This is a genomic window from Pseudomonas sp. 300, assembly GCF_055803035.1.
The window spans coordinates 2,470,662-2,491,081 of sequence record NZ_JAVLRV010000002.1 but is presented as its reverse complement, the minus strand read 5'-3'; the positions used below and the strand labels follow the sequence as shown (position 1 = coordinate 2,491,081).

At 59.2% G+C, this 20,420-nt stretch carries 17 protein-coding genes; 5 read left to right on the top strand and 12 right to left on the bottom strand.

Going from position 1 to position 20,420, the window contains the following annotated elements:
* Nucleotides 1–80 precede the first annotated feature (80 nt).
* Nucleotides 81–1,424 (bottom strand): glucarate dehydratase, encoded by a 1,344-nt coding sequence (gene gudD / locus Q7W83_RS17730; protein ID WP_150653061.1) that lies wholly within the window; start codon nt 1,422–1,424, stop codon nt 81–83.
* Nucleotides 1,425–1,448: 24 nt separating this feature from the next.
* Nucleotides 1,449–2,795 (bottom strand): MFS transporter, encoded by a 1,347-nt coding sequence (locus Q7W83_RS17725; RefSeq protein ID WP_150632523.1) that lies wholly within the window; start codon nt 2,793–2,795, stop codon nt 1,449–1,451.
* A 281-nt stretch (nt 2,796–3,076) separates the two neighbouring features.
* On the opposite strand from Q7W83_RS17725, the gene Q7W83_RS17720 reads away from it, so the two are divergent.
* Both Q7W83_RS17720 and Q7W83_RS17715 read left to right on the top strand, forming a co-directional pair.
* Nucleotides 3,077–3,793 carry a FadR/GntR family transcriptional regulator gene (locus Q7W83_RS17720; protein ID WP_150632524.1) on the top strand — a complete coding sequence of 239 codons (717 nt, stop codon included), beginning with the start codon at nt 3,077–3,079 and terminating at the stop codon, nt 3,791–3,793.
* A 473-nt stretch (nt 3,794–4,266) separates the two neighbouring features.
* Nucleotides 4,267–5,415, top strand: a complete 1,149-nt coding sequence (locus Q7W83_RS17715) for an acyl-CoA dehydrogenase family protein (RefSeq protein WP_150632525.1) — start codon at nt 4,267–4,269, stop codon at nt 5,413–5,415.
* Between the two features lie 127 nt (nt 5,416–5,542).
* On the opposite strand, the gene Q7W83_RS17710 is transcribed toward Q7W83_RS17715, so the two are convergent.
* On the bottom strand, nt 5,543–6,091 hold the full coding sequence (locus Q7W83_RS17710; protein WP_027921719.1) for an adenine phosphoribosyltransferase: 549 nt from the start codon (nt 6,089–6,091) through the stop codon (nt 5,543–5,545).
* A gap of 79 nt (nt 6,092–6,170) precedes the next feature.
* Complete coding sequence (gene fnr, locus Q7W83_RS17705; protein ID WP_150632526.1) at nt 6,171–6,905, bottom strand: fumarate/nitrate reduction transcriptional regulator Fnr; 735 nt, start codon at nt 6,903–6,905, stop codon at nt 6,171–6,173.
* A gap of 156 nt (nt 6,906–7,061) precedes the next feature.
* Between fnr and Q7W83_RS17700 the strand changes: the two genes are divergently transcribed.
* Nucleotides 7,062–7,541 (top strand): hypothetical protein, encoded by a 480-nt coding sequence (locus tag Q7W83_RS17700; RefSeq protein ID WP_150653062.1) that lies wholly within the window; start codon nt 7,062–7,064, stop codon nt 7,539–7,541.
* Here the strand turns inward: Q7W83_RS17700 and hemN are convergent.
* The 7 genes from hemN to Q7W83_RS17665 form a co-directional block, all read right to left on the bottom strand.
* A complete protein-coding gene (hemN, locus tag Q7W83_RS17695) occupies nt 7,538–8,920 on the bottom strand; it encodes an oxygen-independent coproporphyrinogen III oxidase (protein ID WP_150632587.1) in 1,383 nt (460 codons plus the stop codon). The two genes, Q7W83_RS17700 and hemN, sit on opposite strands and share 4 nt — an antisense overlap.
* A gap of 219 nt (nt 8,921–9,139) precedes the next feature.
* Nucleotides 9,140–9,823 (bottom strand): sulfite exporter TauE/SafE family protein, encoded by a 684-nt coding sequence (locus Q7W83_RS17690; RefSeq protein ID WP_008028545.1) that lies wholly within the window; start codon nt 9,821–9,823, stop codon nt 9,140–9,142.
* Nucleotides 9,816–10,034, bottom strand: coding sequence for a cbb3-type cytochrome oxidase assembly protein CcoS (gene ccoS, locus Q7W83_RS17685; RefSeq protein ID WP_008028543.1), 219 nt, complete (start codon nt 10,032–10,034; stop codon nt 9,816–9,818). Before ccoS ends, Q7W83_RS17690 begins: the two co-directional genes overlap by 8 nt.
* Before the next feature lie 24 nt (nt 10,035–10,058).
* Nucleotides 10,059–12,509, bottom strand: coding sequence for a heavy metal translocating P-type ATPase (locus tag Q7W83_RS17680; RefSeq protein WP_473656412.1), 2,451 nt, complete (start codon nt 12,507–12,509; stop codon nt 10,059–10,061).
* A 157-nt stretch (nt 12,510–12,666) separates the two neighbouring features.
* Entirely contained in the window at nt 12,667–13,206 is a 540-nt protein-coding gene (locus Q7W83_RS17675; RefSeq protein WP_150653063.1) for a FixH family protein, read from the bottom strand.
* A gap of 11 nt (nt 13,207–13,217) precedes the next feature.
* Nucleotides 13,218–14,633, bottom strand: a complete 1,416-nt coding sequence (gene ccoG, locus Q7W83_RS17670; protein WP_150632529.1) for a cytochrome c oxidase accessory protein CcoG — start codon at nt 14,631–14,633, stop codon at nt 13,218–13,220.
* Nucleotides 14,634–14,889: 256 nt separating this feature from the next.
* A complete protein-coding gene (locus Q7W83_RS17665; protein WP_473656411.1) occupies nt 14,890–15,882 on the bottom strand; it encodes a metallophosphoesterase family protein in 993 nt (330 codons plus the stop codon).
* A gap of 237 nt (nt 15,883–16,119) precedes the next feature.
* On the opposite strand from Q7W83_RS17665, the gene Q7W83_RS17660 reads away from it, so the two are divergent.
* Nucleotides 16,120–17,136, top strand: coding sequence for a metallophosphoesterase family protein (locus Q7W83_RS17660; protein ID WP_150637949.1), 1,017 nt, complete (start codon nt 16,120–16,122; stop codon nt 17,134–17,136).
* 166 nt (nt 17,137–17,302) lie between these two features.
* On the opposite strand, the gene Q7W83_RS17655 is transcribed toward Q7W83_RS17660, so the two are convergent.
* A complete protein-coding gene (locus tag Q7W83_RS17655) occupies nt 17,303–18,226 on the bottom strand; it encodes a TIGR03571 family LLM class oxidoreductase (protein ID WP_473657645.1) in 924 nt (307 codons plus the stop codon).
* A gap of 265 nt (nt 18,227–18,491) precedes the next feature.
* Here Q7W83_RS17655 and mrdA point away from each other — a divergent pair, with 265 nt between their 5' ends.
* The gene (mrdA, locus tag Q7W83_RS17650; RefSeq protein ID WP_473656410.1) at nt 18,492–20,384 is read left to right on the top strand and encodes a penicillin-binding protein 2; all 1,893 of its coding nucleotides are present in this window, start codon (nt 18,492–18,494) and stop codon (nt 20,382–20,384) included.
* The last annotated feature ends 36 nt before the right edge of the window (nt 20,385–20,420 follow it).

The following is a 20,420-nucleotide window of genomic DNA, read 5'->3' as shown; positions in this document are numbered from 1 at the left end:
TCCGGTTTAAAACGTAAAGGATGTCTCCGGTTTCTACCCGGGCAAGCCCGCTCCCACAGGGGATTGCGGTGTGCCGATAATTAGCGCACCAGGCTCGGCCGCTTGTTATCGAATTTCCAGCCCGCAATCAGAAACTGCATTGCCACGCTGTCATCCCGCGCGCCCAGCCCCATGCCTTTGTACAGCTCATGGGCCTGGGCGAGTTGATCCATGTCCAGCTCAACCCCGAGTCCCGGTTTCTTCGGCACTTGCACGCAACCGTCGACGATTTGCAGTGGCGCTTTGGTCAGGCGCTGGCCGTCCTGCCAGATCCAGTGGGTGTCGATGGCGGTGATTTCGCCCGGTGCGGCGGCCGCGACGTGGGTGAACATCGCCAGGGAGATATCGAAGTGGTTGTTGGAATGCGAGCCCCAGGTCAGGCCCCATTCGTGGCACATCTGCGCCACGCGGACCGAACCCTGCATCGTCCAGAAGTGCGGGTCGGCCAGCGGGATGTCCACCGATTGCAACTGAATGGCGTGGCCCATTTCCCGCCAGTCGGTGGCGATCATGTTGGTCGCGGTTTTCAGGCCGGTGGCGCGGCGGAATTCGGCCATGACTTCCCGGCCTGAATAGCCGTTTTCCGCGCCGCACGGGTCTTCCGCGTAAGCGAGGACGTGATGCTGGTCGCGGCACAAGCGGATCGCTTCTTTCAGCGACCACGCGCCATTCGGATCAAGGGTGATGCGCGCATCGGGAAAGCGTTCGGCCAGTGCGGTAACCGCTTCGATTTCTTCGTCGCCACTGAGGACGCCGCCCTTGAGTTTGAAGTCCTTGAAGCCGTAGCGGGCGTGTGCGGCTTCCGCCAGGCGCACCACGGCGTCGGCGGTCAGGGCTTTCTCGTGACGCACACGGAACCAGTCGTTGTCGGCGTCCGCTTCGCTGCGGTAAGCCAGATCGGTGGCGTTACGATCACCGACATAAAACAGATAGCCGAGCATTTTCACTTCATCGCGTTGCTGGCCTTCGCCGAGCAGCGCGGCGACAGGCACGTCCAGATGCTGGCCGAGCAAATCGAGCAGCGCCGCTTCCAGGCCGGTCACCGCGTGAATGGTGATGCGCAGGTCGAACGTCTGCAAACCGCGGCCACCGGCATCGCGGTCGGCGAAGGTCTGGCGCACCTGGTTGAGAATCCTCTGGTAGGTGCCGATCGGGCTGCCAACCACCAGGGAGCGTGCATCTTCGAGAGTCTGGCGAATGCGCTCGCCGCCCGGCACTTCACCGACGCCGGTGTGCCCGGCGTTGTCCTTGAGGATCACGATGTTGCGGGTGAAAAACGGGCCATGGGCGCCGCTCAAGTTGAGCAGCATGCCATCGTGACCGGCCACCGGAACCACTTGCATGCTGGTGATGATCGGGGCTTTTGCAGTGTCTTGCTGGTTCATTTTCTGGTCCTTAAATAGCAGCGATCAGGCGTGCTTGGGCGTTGGTTTGTCCAGCGCAACGGCCGGTGCGGTTTTCGCTGTGTTGCGGGCGGCGAAGACAATGATTGCTGCGATGATCGAGGTCGCGGCCAAACCGTACAGCCCGCCCTGAATCGAGCCGGTGCGCTCTTCGAGCAGACCGAAGGTGGTCGGCGCAACGAAGCCGCCGAGGTTGCCCACCGAGTTGATCAGCGCGATCACGCCAGCGGCGATTCGTGCATCCAGGTACGCCTGAGGGATCGGCCAGAACAGCGACGAAGCCGATTTGAAACCCAGCGCCGCGAAGCAGATCGCGACGAACGCGAAGATCGGCCCGCCGGTGGTGGACATGAACATCCCCGCTGCAGCGATCAGCAGAGCCGCAGCGACCCACGCTTGCTGATGTTTCCATTTCGCCGAGAGCGACGCGAAAGCGTACATGCCGACAATCGACAACAACCACGGGATTGAGTTGAACAGCCCGACCTGAATGTCGCTGAGGTCACCCATCTTCTTGATGATGCTCGGCAACCAGAAGGTCGCGGCATAAATGGTCAGCTGAATGAAGAAGTAGATCAGGCAGAACAGGATGATCTGGCGATCCTTGAGCAACGTGCCCAGCGACGGTTTGATTGGCGTCGCGGCTTCGCGGGCCAGTTGTTCGTCGTCGATGGCTTTGACCAGCGCGTCCTGCTCTTCGCGGCTCAGCCACTTGGCGTCGTGGGGTTTGGAGTCAAGCCAGAACCAGACGAACACGCACAGTCCGACCGAGAACATGCCTTCAATGAAATACATCCATTGCCAGCCGTGCAGGCCGAAACCGCTGATTTGCAGGAGCAGCCCGGACAACGGGCCGGAGATCAACGAGGCAATGGCCGAGCCGCTGAGAAAAATCGCGATGGCCTTGCCGCGTTCTACCCCAGGCAACCAGCGCGTGAAGTAATAAATCACCCCGGGGAAGAACCCGGCTTCAGCCACGCCCAACAGGAATCGCAGGATGTAGAAATGGGTTTCGTTCTGGATGAACGCCATGCCGGCGGCCACCAGACCCCAGGTCAGCATGATGCGGGTCAGCCAGATTCGGGCGCCGACTTTTTGCAGGAGGATGTTGGAGGGGACTTCGAACAGCGCGTAACCGATGAAGAACAGACCGGCACCGAGGCCGTAGGCGGCAGCGCCAATGCCCAGGTCATGTTCCATGTGGGCGCGGACGAAGCCGATGTTCACGCGGTCGATGTAGTTGACGATGAACATGATGACGAACAGCGGCAGAACGTGGCGTTTCACTTTCGAGATGGCGGACTTCAGGGCCGAATCGGCGCCGTCGTGCATCCCGGGTACGGATGTATTCACTTGGTTTTCTCCCACTGATTATTTTTATGCGGGGCGTTGCAGGTGCAGTGTTGTTGCTAGACATCATACAACTACGTTTTTTTATCCTGCAAGGGGTGGCGGTCAACAAAATCGCGTTATTCAGGATGTTTATTGCGTTATTCAGGATCGTTTGTGCGCTTGATTGTTGTCTTTAATGCCTGATTTGTTGAGTGTTGTCATACAAGATAGGTGCGGTTTTATTGAGATTCCGTTCGACCGCAGTGCTACGATCCGCTCAGCCCTGCTTTCGGATGACCGCCATGCAAGAAGATCTCGACGCGCCTGCCCGCAAGCGCACTCACAACCTGGCCCATGACTTGGTCGCCAAACTGACCCAGAGCATCTTGCTCGGCCAGATGCTGCCGGGGGACAAGCTGCCGTCGGAGAACAGCATTGTTCAGGAGCACGGAGTCAGTCGCACCGTGGTGCGCGAGGCGATCTCGAAGTTGCAGGCGTCGGGGCTGGTGGAAACCCGGCACGGCATCGGCACGTTTGTTATCGAGCGCGCACCGGAGCAGGGGCTGCGACTGAATGTCGACACCGCGCTGGGCGTGCGCAGCATTCTGGAGTTGCGCCTGGGCCTTGAAACCCAGGCCGCCGCGCTGGCGGCGATTCGGCGCACGGAGCAGCAATTGGCGCAGATGCGCGAAGCGCTGGACGATTATCAAAGCCTGCTCGCCAACAACGACAGCTGCGTCGAAGCCGACAAGCGTTTCCATCTATTGATCGCCGAGGCCACCGGCAATGTCTGCTTCACGGAAATCATGCTGCACCTGGGCAGCGCCATGATTCCCCGAACCCGAGTCAATGCGGCTGAACGCGGTGCGGCGGATCTGAGCAAGCTCGGGCAGTTGGCCAATCTTGAACACGAGGCGATTCTCAACGCCATCAAGCGTCAGGACGCGGATGCGGCGCGAGCGGCGATGTGGCTGCACCTGACCAACAGCCGTGACCGGTTTCTGGCGGATCGCGGGTAACCGTTGGTCCAGTCGATAGCACGCCCTTCGGCTGACTGCTTCCAACGAGTACGGCCCAGATTTGCTGGACCTCAATCAATGAGGTGCGTGATGGCTAACTCAATGGATCACGATGTTCCACCTGGCATGGACCCTTCGCGGGACCCGGCTGGCGCAGAGCCGGATCGACCTGAAGACTGGATGGATCCTGCGTCGCAAGAGGATGTACCTCCGGCGGATGAGCCCACGCCGCTGTCCGATGACAGGCGATAAACAGAACCCGGCCGGTGTGCCGGGTTTTTTGTGCATGGCCGCTGTCCGCGTCATCGTTCATCGCGGGCAAGCCTGCACACAGTTTTTGTGTATGGCGAAAATCCCTGTGGGAGCGGGCTTGCCCGTGATGCAGGCGCCTCGGTTTGCCTGATGCACACAACTCGCTTGAAAACCAAGCAAGCGCTCGGTTAACTTCACTGAACCTTCAGTGGAGCTCGCCGATGCCTGCCTTTCAGGAATACTTCGACCCCAGCCACCAATTGGTCCGCGACAGCGTCAGACGTTTCGTCGAGCGCGAGATTCTTCCGGACATCAACCAATGGGAAGAAGCCGAAAGCTTTCCCCGCGAGCTTTACCTCAAGGCGGGTGCGGCGGGGATTCTGGGGATCGGTTACCCCGAAGCCCTGGGCGGCAGCCACGAAGGTGATCTGTTCGCCAAAATCGCCGCCAGCGAAGAGTTGATGCGCTGCGGCTCTGGCGGTCTGGTCGCCGGGTTGGGTTCGCTCGACATCGGCCTGCCGCCTGTCCTGAAATGGGCCCGGCCGCAGGTTCGCGATCGTGTCGTGCCGGCTGTGCTGGCCGGCGAAAAGATCAGCGCCCTGGCCGTCACCGAGCCCAGTGGTGGCTCCGACGTGGCCAACCTGCAAACCCGAGCCGTGCGTGACGGCGACGTCTACCGTGTCAGCGGCAGCAAAACCTTTATCACCAGCGGTGTTCGCGCGGATTATTACACCGTCGCGGTGCGTACGGGCGAGCCCGGTTTTGGAGGCATCAGCCTGTTGCTGATCGAGAAGGGCACGCCAGGATTCACCGTAGGCCGCCAATTGAAGAAAATGGGCTGGTGGGCGTCGGACACGGCCGAGTTGTTCTTCGATGATTGCCGCGTGCCTGCGGGCAATCTGATCGGCGCCGAAAACATGGGCTTCGCCTGCATCATGGGCAACTTCCAGAGCGAACGCCTGGCACTGGCGCTGATGGCCAACATGACCGCGCAACTGGCGCTGGAAGAAAGCCTGAAATGGGCCCGTCAGCGCGAAGCGTTCGGCAAGCCGATTGGCAAGTTTCAGGTGCTCAAACACCGCCTCGCGGAAATGGCCACGGCGCTGGAGGTGTCACGGGAGTTCACTTACCGTCAGGCGGCGAAAATGGCGGCGGGGCAGAGCGTGATCAAGGAAATTTCCATGGCCAAGAATTTCGCAACGGACACGGCGGATCGGATTACCACTGATGCGGTGCAGATTTTGGGGGGCTTGGGGTATATGCGTGAAAGCCTGGTGGAGCGGCTTTATCGCGACAATCGCATCTTGTCGATTGGTGGCGGGACGCGGGAAGTGATGAACGAGATCATCAGCAAGCAGATGGGGTTGTAGTTGGCGGTGTGGCGGCTGGCCTCATCGCGGGTAAGCCCGCACACAGTGATCTTTGTCGAATGCAAGATTTGCATCTAACGACAATCCTGTGGGAGCTTGCCAGCGATGGCGTCAGTGAAGGCGCCGCTTACTTATCGGTCAACGCAAACTGTGTCAGGCAGAAAGTAGGAATTCCCATGTCTTCCAGGCGCTGCGACCCACCCAGCTCCGGCAGATCGATAATCGCCGCCGCCTCATGAACCCGCGCGCCCATGCGCCGAATCAGGTTCGCGGCCGCAATCAGCGTGCCGCCGGTGGCGATCAGGTCATCGAACATCACCACCGAATCGCCTTCGCACAAGCTGTCGGCGTGGACTTCGAGGAAGGCTTCGCCGTACTCGGTCGCATAACCTTCGGCCAGCACGTCCGCCGGCAGTTTGCCTTGCTTGCGGAACAGCACCAGCGGCTTGTTCAACTGATAGGCCAGCACCGAACCGATCAGGAAACCACGGGCATCCATGGCGCCGATGTGGGTGAAATCGGCCTCGACATAACGGTGGGCAAAGCTGTCCATCACCAGGCGCAGGGCTGTGGGCGACTGGAACAGCGGGGTGATGTCGCGAAAGATGACGCCCGGTTTCGGGAAGTCGATCACCGGGCGGATCAGGGATTTGATGTCGAAGGAGTCGAAGACCATCGTCGAGTTGTCCTGGCAGGCTGCAAACGTCGCAGTATAACGGTGGCTGAACCGTTTCGCTCAGCCGCCGTCGTCGCAATCAACCGTCGATCGAGCCACCGGCCAGGGCGCAGAGCTGGATCGGATCAAGGATATGGATTTCCTTGCCTTCGGCGGCGATCAGTTCGTTTTGCTGGAAACGCGTGAACACCCGCGACACGGTCTCCACTGCCAGGCCCAGGTAATTGCCGATTTCATTGCGCGACATGCTCAGGCGGAACTGATTGGCCGAGAAGCCACGAGCACGGAAGCGCGCCGACAGGTTGACCAGAAAGGTGGCGATGCGCTCGTCGGCGGTTTTTTTCGACAGCAGCAACATCATCTGTTGATCGTCGCGGATTTCGCGGCTCATCACGCGCATCAACTGACGGCGCAATTGCGGCAGTTGCAGCGCCAGTTCGTCGAGGCGCTCGAACGGAATTTCGCAGACCGAGGTGGTTTCCAGCGCTTGCGCCGACACCGGATGCTTTTCGGTGTCCATGCCCGACAGGCCGACCAACTCGCTCGGCAAATGAAAGCCGGTGAGTTGTTCTTCACCGCCATCGCTGAGGCTGAAGGTTTTCAGGGCGCCCGAGCGTACTGCATAAACGGAGTCGAAAACGTCGCCCTGACGGAACAGGAACTCGCCCTTTTTCAGCGGACGGCCACGTTTAACGATATCGTCCAGCGCATCCATGTCTTCCAGATTCAGAGAAAGCGGCAAGCAGAGGGGAGCCAGGCTGCAATCCTTGCAATGGGCCTGGTTAGGAGCGCGCATCTTTACTGGCTCGGACATTTCTTAAATCCTTGTGGGAGAACACACATAAGACGTAAGGGTAACTCACGGAGAGACTATCCGGCCAGCGCTGTGCCGATTTGTCGCGCCGCGGTAAAGCGCCGTGATCGGCGGCCGATAACCGGGTATCTGTCTCTGCCCAAAGGTATTCGATTCATGGCCACCATCGGTGTGCTCAACTCAGGCAACAATGGGGTGCAATCACTGCTTGAGCCTGCAAGCGGCTCGACCGGCGAAAACTCGGCAATTGCCCTGGGCCCGGCCACTTCGCCCGTGGCTGAAGGCATCAAAGTCTCGTTGTCAGGCGCCGGTTTGACCAAGGCTGCCAGTTCCCACGGTGACAACAAGGACATTGAAGAAAGCGGGTTGCCGGAAAACATTCAACAGATACTGAAAATGATTCGCCGATTGCAGCAGCAAATCGCCGAGAACGTCGCGCGCATGCAAGCGGTGATGTCAGACAAACGACTCTCAGCCGAAGAGCGCAGGGCCAAACTGGGCGCGCTGCAAGCGGCCATCGGCTCGCTCAATGGCGGATTGATTACCGCCAATATGTCCCTGTCCAAAGCCATGACTCAGTCAAACCTGACCCCCGAGCAGGTGTTGAAGACCGCGTCTCTGGCGATGAAGCCTTAGATCACCCGCGAGAATCGCTGACGGTTCTGTTGTTCGAGGTGTGCGTCGAACACCATGCACACCGATCGCACCAACAAGCGTCCGGCGGGCAGAACGGTGATTCGTTCATTGCTCAGTTCAATCAGTCCGTCCTCGGCCATGCGTTGCAGTTGCGGCCACAAACTGCCGAAGTAACCACGAAAATCAATATTGAAAACCTTCTCGATCTCGGTGAACTCGAGGTTGAAACTGCAAATCAATTGTTGAATCACTGCTCGTCGCAGGCGGTCGTCGGCGTTGCACAGCAGGCCGCGGTTGGTGGCCAGTTGTGCGCTGGCCAAGGCGTTCTGATACTGATTCAGGTCGCTGCTGTTCTGGCAGTACAGGTCGCCAATCTGGCTGATGGCCGAGACGCCGAGGCCGATCAAATCGCAATGGCCGTGAGTGGTGTAGCCCTGGAAGTTGCGTTGCAGGGTTGATTCTTCCTGAGCAATCGCCAGCTCATCGTCGGGCAGGGCGAAGTGATCCATGCCGATGTAACGGTAGCCGGCGGCGGTCAGCTGTTCGATGGTGCGCTGGAGCATTTCCAGCTTCTGTGCAGGCGTCGGCAATTCGTCGCCGTTGATTCGCCGTTGCGGCAAGAAGCGCTCCGGCAAGTGCGCGTAGTTGAACACCGACAGTCGGTCCGGTTGCAGGTTGATCACTTCGTCGACCGTGCGGGCGAAGTTCTCCGGCGTCTGTCTTGGCAAACCGTAGATCAGGTCAATGTTGATCGAGCGAAATTGCAACGTCCGTGCGGCGTCGATCACCGCTCGGGTTTCCTCCAGGCTTTGCAGGCGATTCACCGCTCGTTGCACGGCCGGGTCGAGATCTTGCAGGCCGATACTGACCCGATTGAAACCCAGCTCACGCAGCAGGCCCATGGTCGACCAATCGGCTTCACGCGGGTCGATCTCGATGCCGTAGTCGCCGGAATCGTCATCCAGCAAGTTGAAGCTTTTGCGCAATTGGGCCATCAGCTGACGCAGTTCGTCGTGGCTGAGAAAGGTCGGTGTGCCGCCACCGAAGTGCAATTGCTCGACCTTCTGCGCCGGGTCGAGATGGCAGGCGATCAATTGGATTTCCTGCTCCAGGCGTTGCAGGTAGGGCAGTGCGCGGCCGCGATCCTTGGTGATGACTTTGTTGCAGGCGCAGTAGTAGCAAATGTTCGCGCAGAACGGCACGTGCACGTACAGCGACAACGGACGCAGGGCCTTGCGGCTTTCGCGCAGCGCATGGAGCAGGTCGAAGGAGCCGATATGACCATCGAACTGCGCGGCGGTCGGGTATGAGGTGTAACGCGGTCCCGCCAGGTCGTAACGGCGGATCAGATCGGTATCCCAACGAATGGCGTCGAGCATCATGCGGGCATTCCCCCGGATAGGCTGGCAGTGTCGGCAAGTCTATGGCGTGCGGCGTGGGGGCATCTTGATTTGCATCAACGGTCAGGATTCGGGTGGTCGGTGCGGGCCTCTTTGCGGGCACGCCTCGCTTCTACAGGTTTTGTGTCGAGCCCCGAATGTGTGGAAAGCCCCAATTCCTGTGGGGGCGGGCTTGCCCGCGATGGGGCCTGCGCCGATCTAGTGCCCCATGAGCCAATGCTGATGCGGGCCCGGGAGGGTCCAGATGCCAAACAACATCACCAGCAAGCCCCCCGTCATCCGTACATACCGTTTGCGCAACAGCGCCGTGACGCGCTCGGCCGCCAGCCCCGTGGCGAGCAACACCGGCCAGGTGCCCAGTCCGAACGCGAGCATCAGCAATGCACTGTCCAGCGCATTGCCCTGGCTCGCCGACCACAGCAGCGTGCTGTAAACCAGCCCGCACGGCAGCCAGCCCCAGAGCGCGCCCAGCAACAACGCGCGCGGCAGGCTCGACACCGGCAGCAATTTGTTCGCGACTGGCTGGATATGCCGCCACAGACCGCGACCGAGGCTTTCGATGCGGGTCAGGCCGCTCCACCAACCGGCGAGATAAAGGCCCATGGCAATCAGCAGCAGTCCGGCGAGGATGCGCATGAACATGGCCGCCGGGCTGTTCGCCACCGCCCAGCCCGCCAGGCCGATCAGCAAGCCCGCCGCGGCGTAGCTGAGAATTCGCCCCAGGTTGTAGGCCAGCAGCAATCGAAACCGACGGCTGCGTTGCTCTTTGGGGATCGCCAGGGTCAACGCGCCCATCAAGCCGCCGCACATGCCCAGGCAATGACCGCCGCCGAGCAGGCCGAGGATCACCGCAGACACCAGCAGTGGTGCCAGCTCAAACATGCGGAGGTGCCTTGTCGTCCGGTTTGGCCGGATGGCCGCTGGCCTCATCGACCGCGGCGGTGTGATTCGGGTCCTGGTCGTCGAACAGGATGCTATGGGCCGGGCCGTCGAGGTCGTCGTACTGACCGCTGTCGACCGCCCAGAAAAAGATGTAGACCGCGATGGCCACGATCAGCAGCGCGGCCGGGATCATCACGTAGAGAGCTGGCATGGTGAGACTCCATGCCCGCGCGGCTCAGGCCGGCAGCGGGCGGGTTTCTGGCGTGGCGTTGACCGCTGGCGTACTCGGCAGGCGAGTCAGGCGCAAGGCGTTCAGCACCACGGTCAACGAACTGATCGACATGCCGACTGCGGCCCACACTGGCGTGATCCAGCCGAGGGCGGCAAACGGCAACATAAGGCCATTGTACAGCCCGGCCCACAATAGGTTCTCGATGATGACCCGACGGGTGCGCCGAGCGAGGCTGAACGCTTGCACCAGCGCGTCGAGGCGGTTGGACAACAGTACGGCGTCGGCACTGGTTTTTGCCAGATCGGTGGCCGAACCCATGGCAACGCTGATGTCGGCGGCGGCCAGCACCGGCACGTCATTCACGCCGTCACCTAGCATCAACACCTTGCGACCTTCCTTGTGCAGCTGTTGCAGGACCTGCAATTTGTCGTCCGGGCGCAAACCGCCACGGGCCTCGTCGATGCCCAGTTCAGCGGCGACGCTGGCGACCATCGGCGAGCTGTCGCCCGACAGCAGTAACGTGCGCCAGCCACGCGCCTTGCACGCTTTCAACAATGCAGGTGCATCGGCGCGCAAACGGTCGTCGAGGACGAACCACGCCAGCGCTCCGACGGTGTCGCCGAGCAGTAGCCATTGGCCGGCTTCCTCCGGCATCCGCGGTACGGCGGCGCCACTGAGTTCGCAGACAAAACCCGGTTGGCCGATTCGCAGGCGTTGCTCGCCGACCACACCTTCCAGGCCCAGTCCCGGCGTGCTGTGGACTTCTTCGGCGGCCAGCGGCGCGCGGCCAAACGCACGGGCGATGGGGTGTTCGGAACGGTTTTCGAGGGCGGCGGCGAGGCTCAGGCATTGATCGCTGTCGAGCGCGCCGAGGGGGCGGATCGAGCGCAGCGCCAGGCGCCCTTCGGTGAGGGTGCCGGTCTTGTCGAAGATCACCGTGTCGATCTGATTCAGGCCCTCCAGCACATGGCCGCGGGTCAGTAGCAAACCCAGCTTGTGCAGGGTGCCGGTGGCGGCGGTGAGTGCGGTTGGCGTCGCGAGCGACAGGGCGCATGGGCAGGTCGCGACCAGCATCGCCAACACTATCCAGAATGCGCGTGATGAATCCAGCTCCCACCAAAGCAGGCCAATGCAGGCGGAGGCGATCAGTGTCAGCAGCAGGAACCATTGCGCGGCGCGGTCGGCGATTTCCGCCAGTCGTGGCTTCTCGGCCTGGGCGCGGTCGAGCAGGCGGACGATGGCGGAGAGGCGCGTGTCCGGGCCCAGCGCCAGGACTTCCACGGTCAATGCGCCTTCGACGTTCAGGGTGCCAGCGGTGACAGCATCGCCCAACGTTCGCGGCTGTGGCAGGTACTCGCCGGTGAGCAGGGATTCGTCGATGCTCGACTGGCCGTCGAGGATTTTGCCGTCGGCCGGCAGGATCGCGCCGGGATGCACCAGCACTCGATCGCCGACGCGCAGTTCGCTGAGCAGGATCCGCTCACTCTGGCCGTCGGCGCTCAGGCGCAAACACGAGGCGGGCAACAGATTGACCAGCTGTGCGGTGGCGGCGGCGGTGCGTTCGCGGGCGCGACGCTCCAGATAACGCCCGGCCAGCAGGAACAACGCAAACATGCCGACGGCATCGAAATACAACTCGCCGACGCCGGTGATCGAGGTCCAGATCCCGGCGATGTAGGCACTGCCAATCGCCAGCGACACCGAAACGTCCATGGTCAGGTGGCGGGTGCGTAAATCGCGCATCGCCCCTTTGAAGAACGGCGCGCAGCTGTAGAACACGATGGGCGTGGTGAGGAACAGCGCGACCCAGCGCAGGATGGTGTGCAGCTCCGGGCTGAGGTCGATGTTGAATTCCGGCCAGGTGGCCATGGTCGCCATCATCGCCTGGAACCACAGCAGCCCGGCGACCCCGAGTTGGCGCAGGGCCAGGCGGTTTTCGCTGGCCAGTTGTTCGCTGGCGCGGTCGGCTTGATAGGGATGAGCGGCATAACCGATGTGGCGTAATTCGCTGAGCACCTGGCTCAGCGGCAGTTGCGCATCGGCCCAGCGTACGTGCAGGCGATGGTTGGACAGGTTCAGGCGCGCTTCGGCCACTGCTGGCAAACCGCGCAAGTGTTTCTCGATCAGCCAGCCACAGGCCGCGCAACTGATGCCTTCCATCAGCAGCGTGGTTTCGGCGAGTTCGCCATCGTGGCGGACGAAGGGTTTTTGCACGTCGGCGCGATCGTACAGCGCCAGTTCGTCCACCAACTGCACCGGCAACGCTTCGGGGTTGGCCGAGGCTTCGCTGCGATGCTGGTAATAGCTTTCCAGCCCGCCGGCGACAATCGCTTCAGCCACGGCCTGGCAACCCGGGCAGCAGAACTCGCGGGTTTCACCGAGGACGGCAGCGGTAAAGCGGCTGCCGGCCGGGACGGGCAGGGCGCAGTGGTAGCAGGGGAGTGGCGTGGTCATCAGGTATTCACTGGTACCGCTGAATCTGTGTCGTCGGGTCGGGCCTCATCGCGAGCAAGCTCGCTCCCACATGGATCATTGGTGAACTCAAATTCTGTGTACGACAGTGATCAACTGTGGGAGCGAGCTTGCTCGCGATGCGCGCAGCGCAGGCTTTTTACTTTTTCAGGTCTTCCGCGCCTTGCAGCGGTTCGTCACCCAGCAGCAGATCCTTGTCATGGCTGACCAGCTCTTCTTCGAACATGCGCCAGATGTGGTCGTCCTGAGTGCCCAGCAGTTCGACAAAGCGACGACCTTCAACCTTGTCGCTCAACTGGCCGATGTAGCGGCCCTGTTCGGTTTCGCTTTGGGTGAGGGTGATCTTGCGATCCTTCTCGGGCTGGGTCGGCGAGATCAGGTTCAGTTCGAGGGTTTTTGGTTGGCTGTTGCCGCTCAGGCGCAGGTCTACTTCGCCGGTCACGTCATCCAGGTGCACGCTGGCGCGCAACAGCAGGGTCTGTGCCAGCAGTTCACGGTCGAGGGAGCGGTTGATGCCTTTGCCGGCCTCGTAGTAGTTGTCGTTGACCAGGTTGTCCGGGTTGTTCACCGCGATCGTTACCATGGACAAGGTCAGCGTCACCGAACAGGCGAGGATGGCGATGATGATCCACGGCCAAAGGTGCTTGTACCAAGGACTTGCGGCGTTTGCTGCGGGCATGATCACTTCTCTCAACGAATTTGTGGGCCGATGAACCGGCTCTTGGCTTCAACGTGGATGCTCTCGTCATCGGCATCCTTGAGGATGAATTTCACCTCGTTGGTGCTCGATGGCAGTTTTTCCGGGGCGATGGACAGTTCCACCGGCTGGCTGAAAATCTCGCCGGCGGCGACCTTGATCTCACGTTTGCCTTGCAGCTTCAGGTCAGGCAGGCCAGCGGCTTCCAGCACATAGGTGTGGTCGCGCTGATCCTTGTTCATGATCTTCAGGCTGTAGACGTTTTCGATTCGGCCTTCGGCATTCTCGCGATACAGCACGCGGTCCTTGCTGACGTCGAAACCGACCAGCGAACGCATGAAGAACGCACCCGCCAGCAAGCCCATCATCGCCAGCAACACGGCGGCGTAGCCGATCAGCCGCGGGCGCAGTTTATGGGTTTTTTGCCCGGACAGGTTGTGCTCGGTGGTGTAGCTGATCAGGCCGCGCGGGTAATCCATCTTGTCCATGATGCTGTCGCAGGCATCGATGCAGGCGGCGCAACCGATGCATTCGATTTGCAGGCCGTCGCGGATGTCGATGCCGGTCGGGCAGACCTGGACGCACATGGTGCAATCGATGCAATCACCCAGGCCCTGCGCCTTGTAGTCGACACCTTTCTTGCGCGGGCCACGGGCTTCACCGCGACGGGGATCGTAGGAGACGATCAGCGTGTCCTTGTCGAACATCACACTCTGGAAGCGCGCATACGGGCACATGTAGATGCACACCTGCTCGCGCAACCAGCCGGCGTTGCCGTAAGTGGCGAGGGTGAAGAAACCGACCCAGAAATACGACCAGCCATCGGCCTCGCCGGTGAAGAAGTCGATGGTCAGCTCGCGGATCGGCGAGAAATAACCGACGAAGGTCATGCCGGTTGCGAAGCCGATCAACAGCCACATCGAGTGTTTGCTGAGTTTGCGCAGGAACTTGTTGCCGCTCATCGGCGCCTTGTCGAGCTTGATGCGCTGGTTGCGGTCGCCTTCGGTGACTTTCTCGCACCACATGAAAATCCACGTCCAGACGCTTTGCGGGCAGGTGTAGCCGCACCAGACGCGACCGGCGTACACGGTAATGAAGAACAGGCCGAACGCGCTGACAATCAGAATGCCCGAGAGCAGGATGAAGTCCTGAGGCCAGAACGTTGCGCCAAAAATGAAAAATTTACGCTCCGGCAAGTTCCACCAGACGGCTTGATGACCGCCCCAGTTCAGCCACACCGTGCCGAAATACAACAGAAACAAAAAGGCCCCGCCCATCATCCGCAGGTTGCGGAACAGGCCGGTGAAGGCGCGGGTGTAGATCTTTTCTCGAGAGGCGTAAAGGTCGACGCTGTTGTTCGCGTTCTTGGCAGGCGGGGTAACGTCGTGTACCGGAATCTGGTTGCTCATCGGTTGCATCCCACGGCAGTGGAAAAATGCCTCGGTCAGTGCATGCCGACCGCGGTCAAAAAGGGCTGTTGCAGTGGCGCAATGATACGCCTCTAGCTCTAACTCAAGGGTGCGACCTTTGGTCGCGTTGGGGAAAAATCATGAATGGTGTAGCAGATGTAACAAAACATGATTCAGATCAATTGACTTGTCGAGTATAGCTGGCCGGTGTTCGTCATCGACGCCAACGGTTTTGACGTTGGCGTCGATCTGCGCGTTATTTGACCGGGACAGTGTGAGTCGCGACCGGGTTAAGCCAGTCGTTGCCCGCGATGACGTTCACTGTCATTTGCGTTCTATCGGCAGAGAACGTGGCATACAACCAGCTTTGCTGGACCGCCGAACCGCTCATGAACAGCGGAATATCTGCGTAGATGTAGTTGCTCGACTCATATTTCCCGCTTTGTTTGTTCGCATTCGCGGAAAACACGGCGGTCACGCCGTAGTCCTCGATCATCTTTGTGAACCGGAAAATCTCGCTCTCCCTGACCGGCCAGTGAAACGGTTGATGCAAGTTCAGCAAAATGATTTTGCCTTGCGCCCGTGCCCGCTGCAGATCGCGTTCCAGCCAGTCGAGGGATGCCGTGATCTCATAGGCGGTTGTCTGGAAGAACGAGCCGGTGGAAAAGTTGACGTTGTAAGTGGGTTCGTTGTGCAACTGAACAAGGTGAACGTCACCGTAATCCCGGGAGTATGCGAGGCTGCCATACCAGGTTTTCGTCAGGCCGGAAGCCCGCGCCGCGAGGTCCATGTTGGCGACTTTTCCCCAGTACCGATCCTTGAGGTCGTCCACGCTTGCGGCGGCGCAACGCGTGCAACTGGCGACGTTGAAGTCGTAGTCGTGACTGCCCAGGCCATAGTCATAGAGATTGCTCAGTTTGTTCTGCAATACCGCGTTGAGGTAGGTGCGTTCACTGGGTTGTCCTGATGCCGTCATGTTGCCGTTGATCATGACGGGAACGGCAGCGGCGCCTCCCGATTGCTTGCGAAAGTCAGCGATGCTGGTGTACTGCGCGTCGATCAGCCACCGTGAACGTTCTTCCTTGTTTGAGGCGGATTCAACTTCGCCTTGTTCGGACTTTTCACTTGAGGGGAACTTGGGGTCCGAAGCAAATACGATATGTCGCGGGGCGAAGTCAGTAGCCATTGAAGAAGTGGCCGTTACAGCGAGCGCCAGGATCAACACGGTGGGTGGTGTATATAATTTCATAGAAATCCATTTCCATTAAAGTGGTAGTTGTATTGAAAGTCAGGAGGGGATTTAAGCGGGTTGGTTTGATTGGTTCAATCAGTAAGTTTTGTTTTTTTTGAAGCTTATGTTTCGTGATTCTAAATATGTTATTTGTTGGTGTTGAGTAAGTGCTGTTGTAGTTTGCTTTTTGCAGGTAAGTTTTTAAATGGATTTTTTTGGTTCTGCTCACTATTAAGTATTAAGGAAAAAGGCATTATGCAAATAAGCAAAGGATGGCGATTGTTGGTGTTGCTGGTCAGTGTCTGGGCAGTTCCTGTTGCGTATGGGGCTTCGTCGGCGCAAACGCCACGGCATATAGTGTTCGCTTCTGACCCGCAGTTTCCCTGGACCGACAACACCGATGCCCGGTTGCCGGAGTCCGATTCGCAGCGGTTGGAACGCTCCAGGTGGCTGATTGAAACCCAGTACGACAGCATTGCGGACTTCAGGCGATATCAGGGGGGAAGCGCGGCGGTGCCCGTGATGATCAATGGCGATATGACCGCCTTCGGTCATGCGGGGGAGCGTTCCTACGTCCAGCAGACGCTGGATGCAAAACTTCAAGGGGTTTATGACTACGGGTTGGGTAATCATGATTATCAAAATAACGTGAATGATTGTTTTCTGAATAATTGCGCCGCTGGAAGCATTGAAGATCTGAAGAAACGTTATTGGGGAAAGGTCGATAGTATGGATTTGGCGGCACGGGCTTCATGGCCGAGCACCATTTATTACGGCAGCCTTGCATACTCAAGGGAATATGGTGATGTGCATCTGGTGCAGTTACATAACGAGCCGACTTACTCGGTGAGCTTCTCTTCGGGCACCCTTTTCAGTCCGACGGTTTTTGAAATTACTCCGGCACTCGATTGGCTTGAGCGTGACCTTGAACAGGCACGCGCGCAGGGGAAAATCATTCTCCTGAACATGCATAAACCCAACGATTTTATGGGCGACTGGAGTCAGGAAAAACGCTTCAGGGATATGATCGATAAATATGAAGTGACTGCAATGTTCGCCGGTCATCTTCATAGGAATGGTGGCTCCATGTGGTACACGAGCAGTGTGCCCGGTTTCATCAGTGGCAGCGCATCCCAGCAGACTTACCTGATCGCCAGTTTTTCCGAGGATCGTAAAAACCTGCACGTCTACGCGGTCGACAACAACCAGTGGCAAAAACGTGAACTGATAGCGACAGTGCCGGCGATATCAAAGCGGACCAGTCGCCCATAAAAATCTATGGTCACCCCCATTTTTGCAATACTGATTAACGGATGGTGTGGTTGGTTTAAATTCCGAAACCCCTATCTGCGTATGCAGGTAGGGGTTTTGTTTTGTCCGCAGGAAAGTGCCGAAAAAAAGGGCAACCTCATGGGCTGCCCTTGAAGCCACTGCATTGTCAGTGAAACTTCGGCAGAACGTGTTCAGCGATTTCTTCAATAATCTCGGCAACCGGTCGTTCACTACGACGCACATGCAGGCCAACATGCTGTACCCCAGCCTCACGCAATGCCTGAAGCTCATCAATCAACGCCAACCGCCCGCAAATCCCACCGAAACGTACCCGTCGCATTGGTGCGTGAGGATTGGCTGCCAAATCCAGGTGGACGAAGCTGATGTAAGGCTTATCTCCACCCACCTCGCGCCACAATGCGACCCGACGCCGATGCTCATCTGGCGTACCCGGGTAGGCGAGCCAGCCATCCATATGCTCACCAATCCATGCGGGCGTTTGCTGACCCAGACCTGCCACTAACAATGGTGCAGATTCATCGCGCTGCGGAAGCAAGCGCGCACCTTCTGGCAGGCGGCCTTCACCCTGGTCGCGAAGCAACTCCAGCGTATCGCGGAAAATCTCTCCCCTCTGATCGTAATCCACTCCAAACAATGGATATTCCATCGGCCGGTCGCCACTGGCCACGCCAAGCAGCAAGCGTCCATCACTCAACTCATCAACACTGTTTGCCGATTTCAAGGTTAGCCATGGCTGACGCAATGGCAGTACAACCGCCGCTGTACCCAACATGATGTTGTCGGTGATTCCGGCCAGGTATCCAAGGTAGGAAAAGGCTTCGAATACCTGTGCGGCATCGCCGAAATTCGGGTCGTAAACCGGTACATCGCGGACCCACAAAGCGCGGAACCCAGCCTTGTCCGCCAGCCGCGCCATCGCCGCGTGCTGCTTCAGATCCGGAACACCGAAAGGGCGATCCTCGGCCATTCGTCGTCGCTGGCTCTCGCTGGACCAATCGTTATCCAGTGGCAGCTCCAGCCCAATGGAAAAACCGTTCGAACCGAGTAATCGTGTAAATCGTGGATGCATGAAAAGACTCCAAAAAGGGAATGACATGCACCCAGTATCCACAGGCCCATCAGCAAGAAAAATGCATGAATCGGAATATCAATTTTGAACAAATCGCACGAGTCAGAAAAAAACCAACCGTCGTTTTGGCCCTCAAGGACAACCGTTAGAGGAAATCGCACTAAAGTGACCGCAGGGTTTTTGGTATGGTGCAGCTCGTTTTTTAACGGACTGATTTCAAGCCTACGGATCGGCGCCCCTTTTTAATTAAAGAGCAGCTGTAGAAATGCCCCAGCCGATACCGATCAAAGACCACGAAAAAGAGACGCGCCTGGTCAACAAAAGACTGATGGCTTGCGCCTTGTTCGTCGTGGCTATTACCTGTGCACTGGTCGTACGCCTGTACGTGCTGCAAGTGGTTGAGTTTGACTATCACTCGACCATCTCGGAAAACAATCGCGTCCACGTATTGCCGATCACTCCCACGCGCGGATTGATCTACGACCGCAACGGCGTGGTCCTCGCCGACAACCGTCCCAGCTTCAACCTGACCATCACCCGTGAACGCGCCGCTGATGTCAAAGAAGAGCTGGACGAGGTGGTCAACCTTCTGCACCTGCCGGCCGAGGACCGGGCGCTGTTCGACAAAGCGATGAAGCAGGCACGCCACCCATTTGTGCCCGTCACCCTGTTCTACGAGCTCAGTGAAGAGCAAATCGCCGTACTCGCCGTCAACGAGTTCCGTCTGCCCGGAATCGATGTCGAGCCGCAGTTCGTCCGCCATTACCCGATGGGCGCGCACTTCGCGCATTCGATCGGCTACGTCGGTCGCATCAACGAGAAAGAATCCAAAGCCCTGGATACGGTTGAGTACCGGGGCACCCAATCCATCGGCAAAACCGGGATTGAAAAGTTTTATGAATCAGAATTGCACGGCCACGTCGGTTACGAAGAAGTCGAAACCAACGCCCAGGGTCGCGTGCTGCGAGTGCTCAAACACACCAATCCGGTGCCCGGTAAAAACATCGTCCTGAGCCTCGACGTCAAACTTCAGGAAGCCGCCGAAGAAGCCCTGGGTGATCGTCGTGGTTCTGTGGTCGCGCTCGATCCATCGACCGGCGAAGTGTTGGCCATGGTCAGCAAGCCAAGCTTTGACCCGAACCTGTTCGTGACCGGGATCAGCTTCAAGGAGTACGCGGCACTGCACGACTCCATCGACCGGCCGCTGTTTAACCGCGTGCTGCGCGGTCTCTATGCGCCCGGTTCCACCATCAAGCCTGAAGTGGCGATTGCCGGACTGGATGCGGGTGTCGTGACCCCGCAGACCCGCGTCTTTGATCCTGGTTATTACCAACTCCCGGACTTCGATCACAAGTACCGTAACTGGAACCACAGCGGCGACGGTTGGGTAGACATGGACGCAGCGATCATGCGCTCCAACGACACCTACTTCTACGACCTGGCGCACAAGCTGGGTATCGATCGCCTGCACGACTACATGGCGATGTTCGGTCTCGGCGAGAAGGTCTCGCTGGACATGTTCGAAGAGTCTGCCGGTTTGATGCCGTCTCAGGCCTGGAAGCGCGCCACTCGCCGTCAAGCGTGGTTCCCCGGCGAGACGGTGATCCTCGGTATCGGCCAGGGTTACATGCAGGTCACGCCGTTGCAACTGGCTCAAGCCACTGCGCTGATCGCCAACAAAGGTGTGTGGAACCGCCCGCACCTGGCCAAAACCGTGGACGGTTTGGCGCCAGTGGATGAGCATCCGATGCCAAACATCCTGTTGAAAGACCCGCGTGACTGGGAGCAGGTCAACCACGGCATGCAAATGGTCATGCACGACGCCCGCGGGATCGCCCGAGCGGCGGCGCAGGGTGCTCAGTACCGCATCGCCGGAAAAAGCGGTACCGCGCAAGTGGTCGCGATCAAACAGGGTGAGCGCTACAACCGGGCAAAAACCCTGGAGCGCAACCGTGACAATGCTCTGTTTGTCGGCTTCGCGCCGGCCGAGCATCCGAAGATTGTGATCTCGGTGATGATCGAAAACGGCGAGGCTGGCGGTCGCGTCGCCGGGCCTGTGGTGCGACAGATCATGGACGCCTGGTTACTCGATCAGGACGGCCACCTGAAACCGCAGTACGCCACGCCGAGTAAACCACCTGGTGATCCTCACGTTTAAGTGATCAGGGCTTCCCGGCACAGGTTCACGAATACT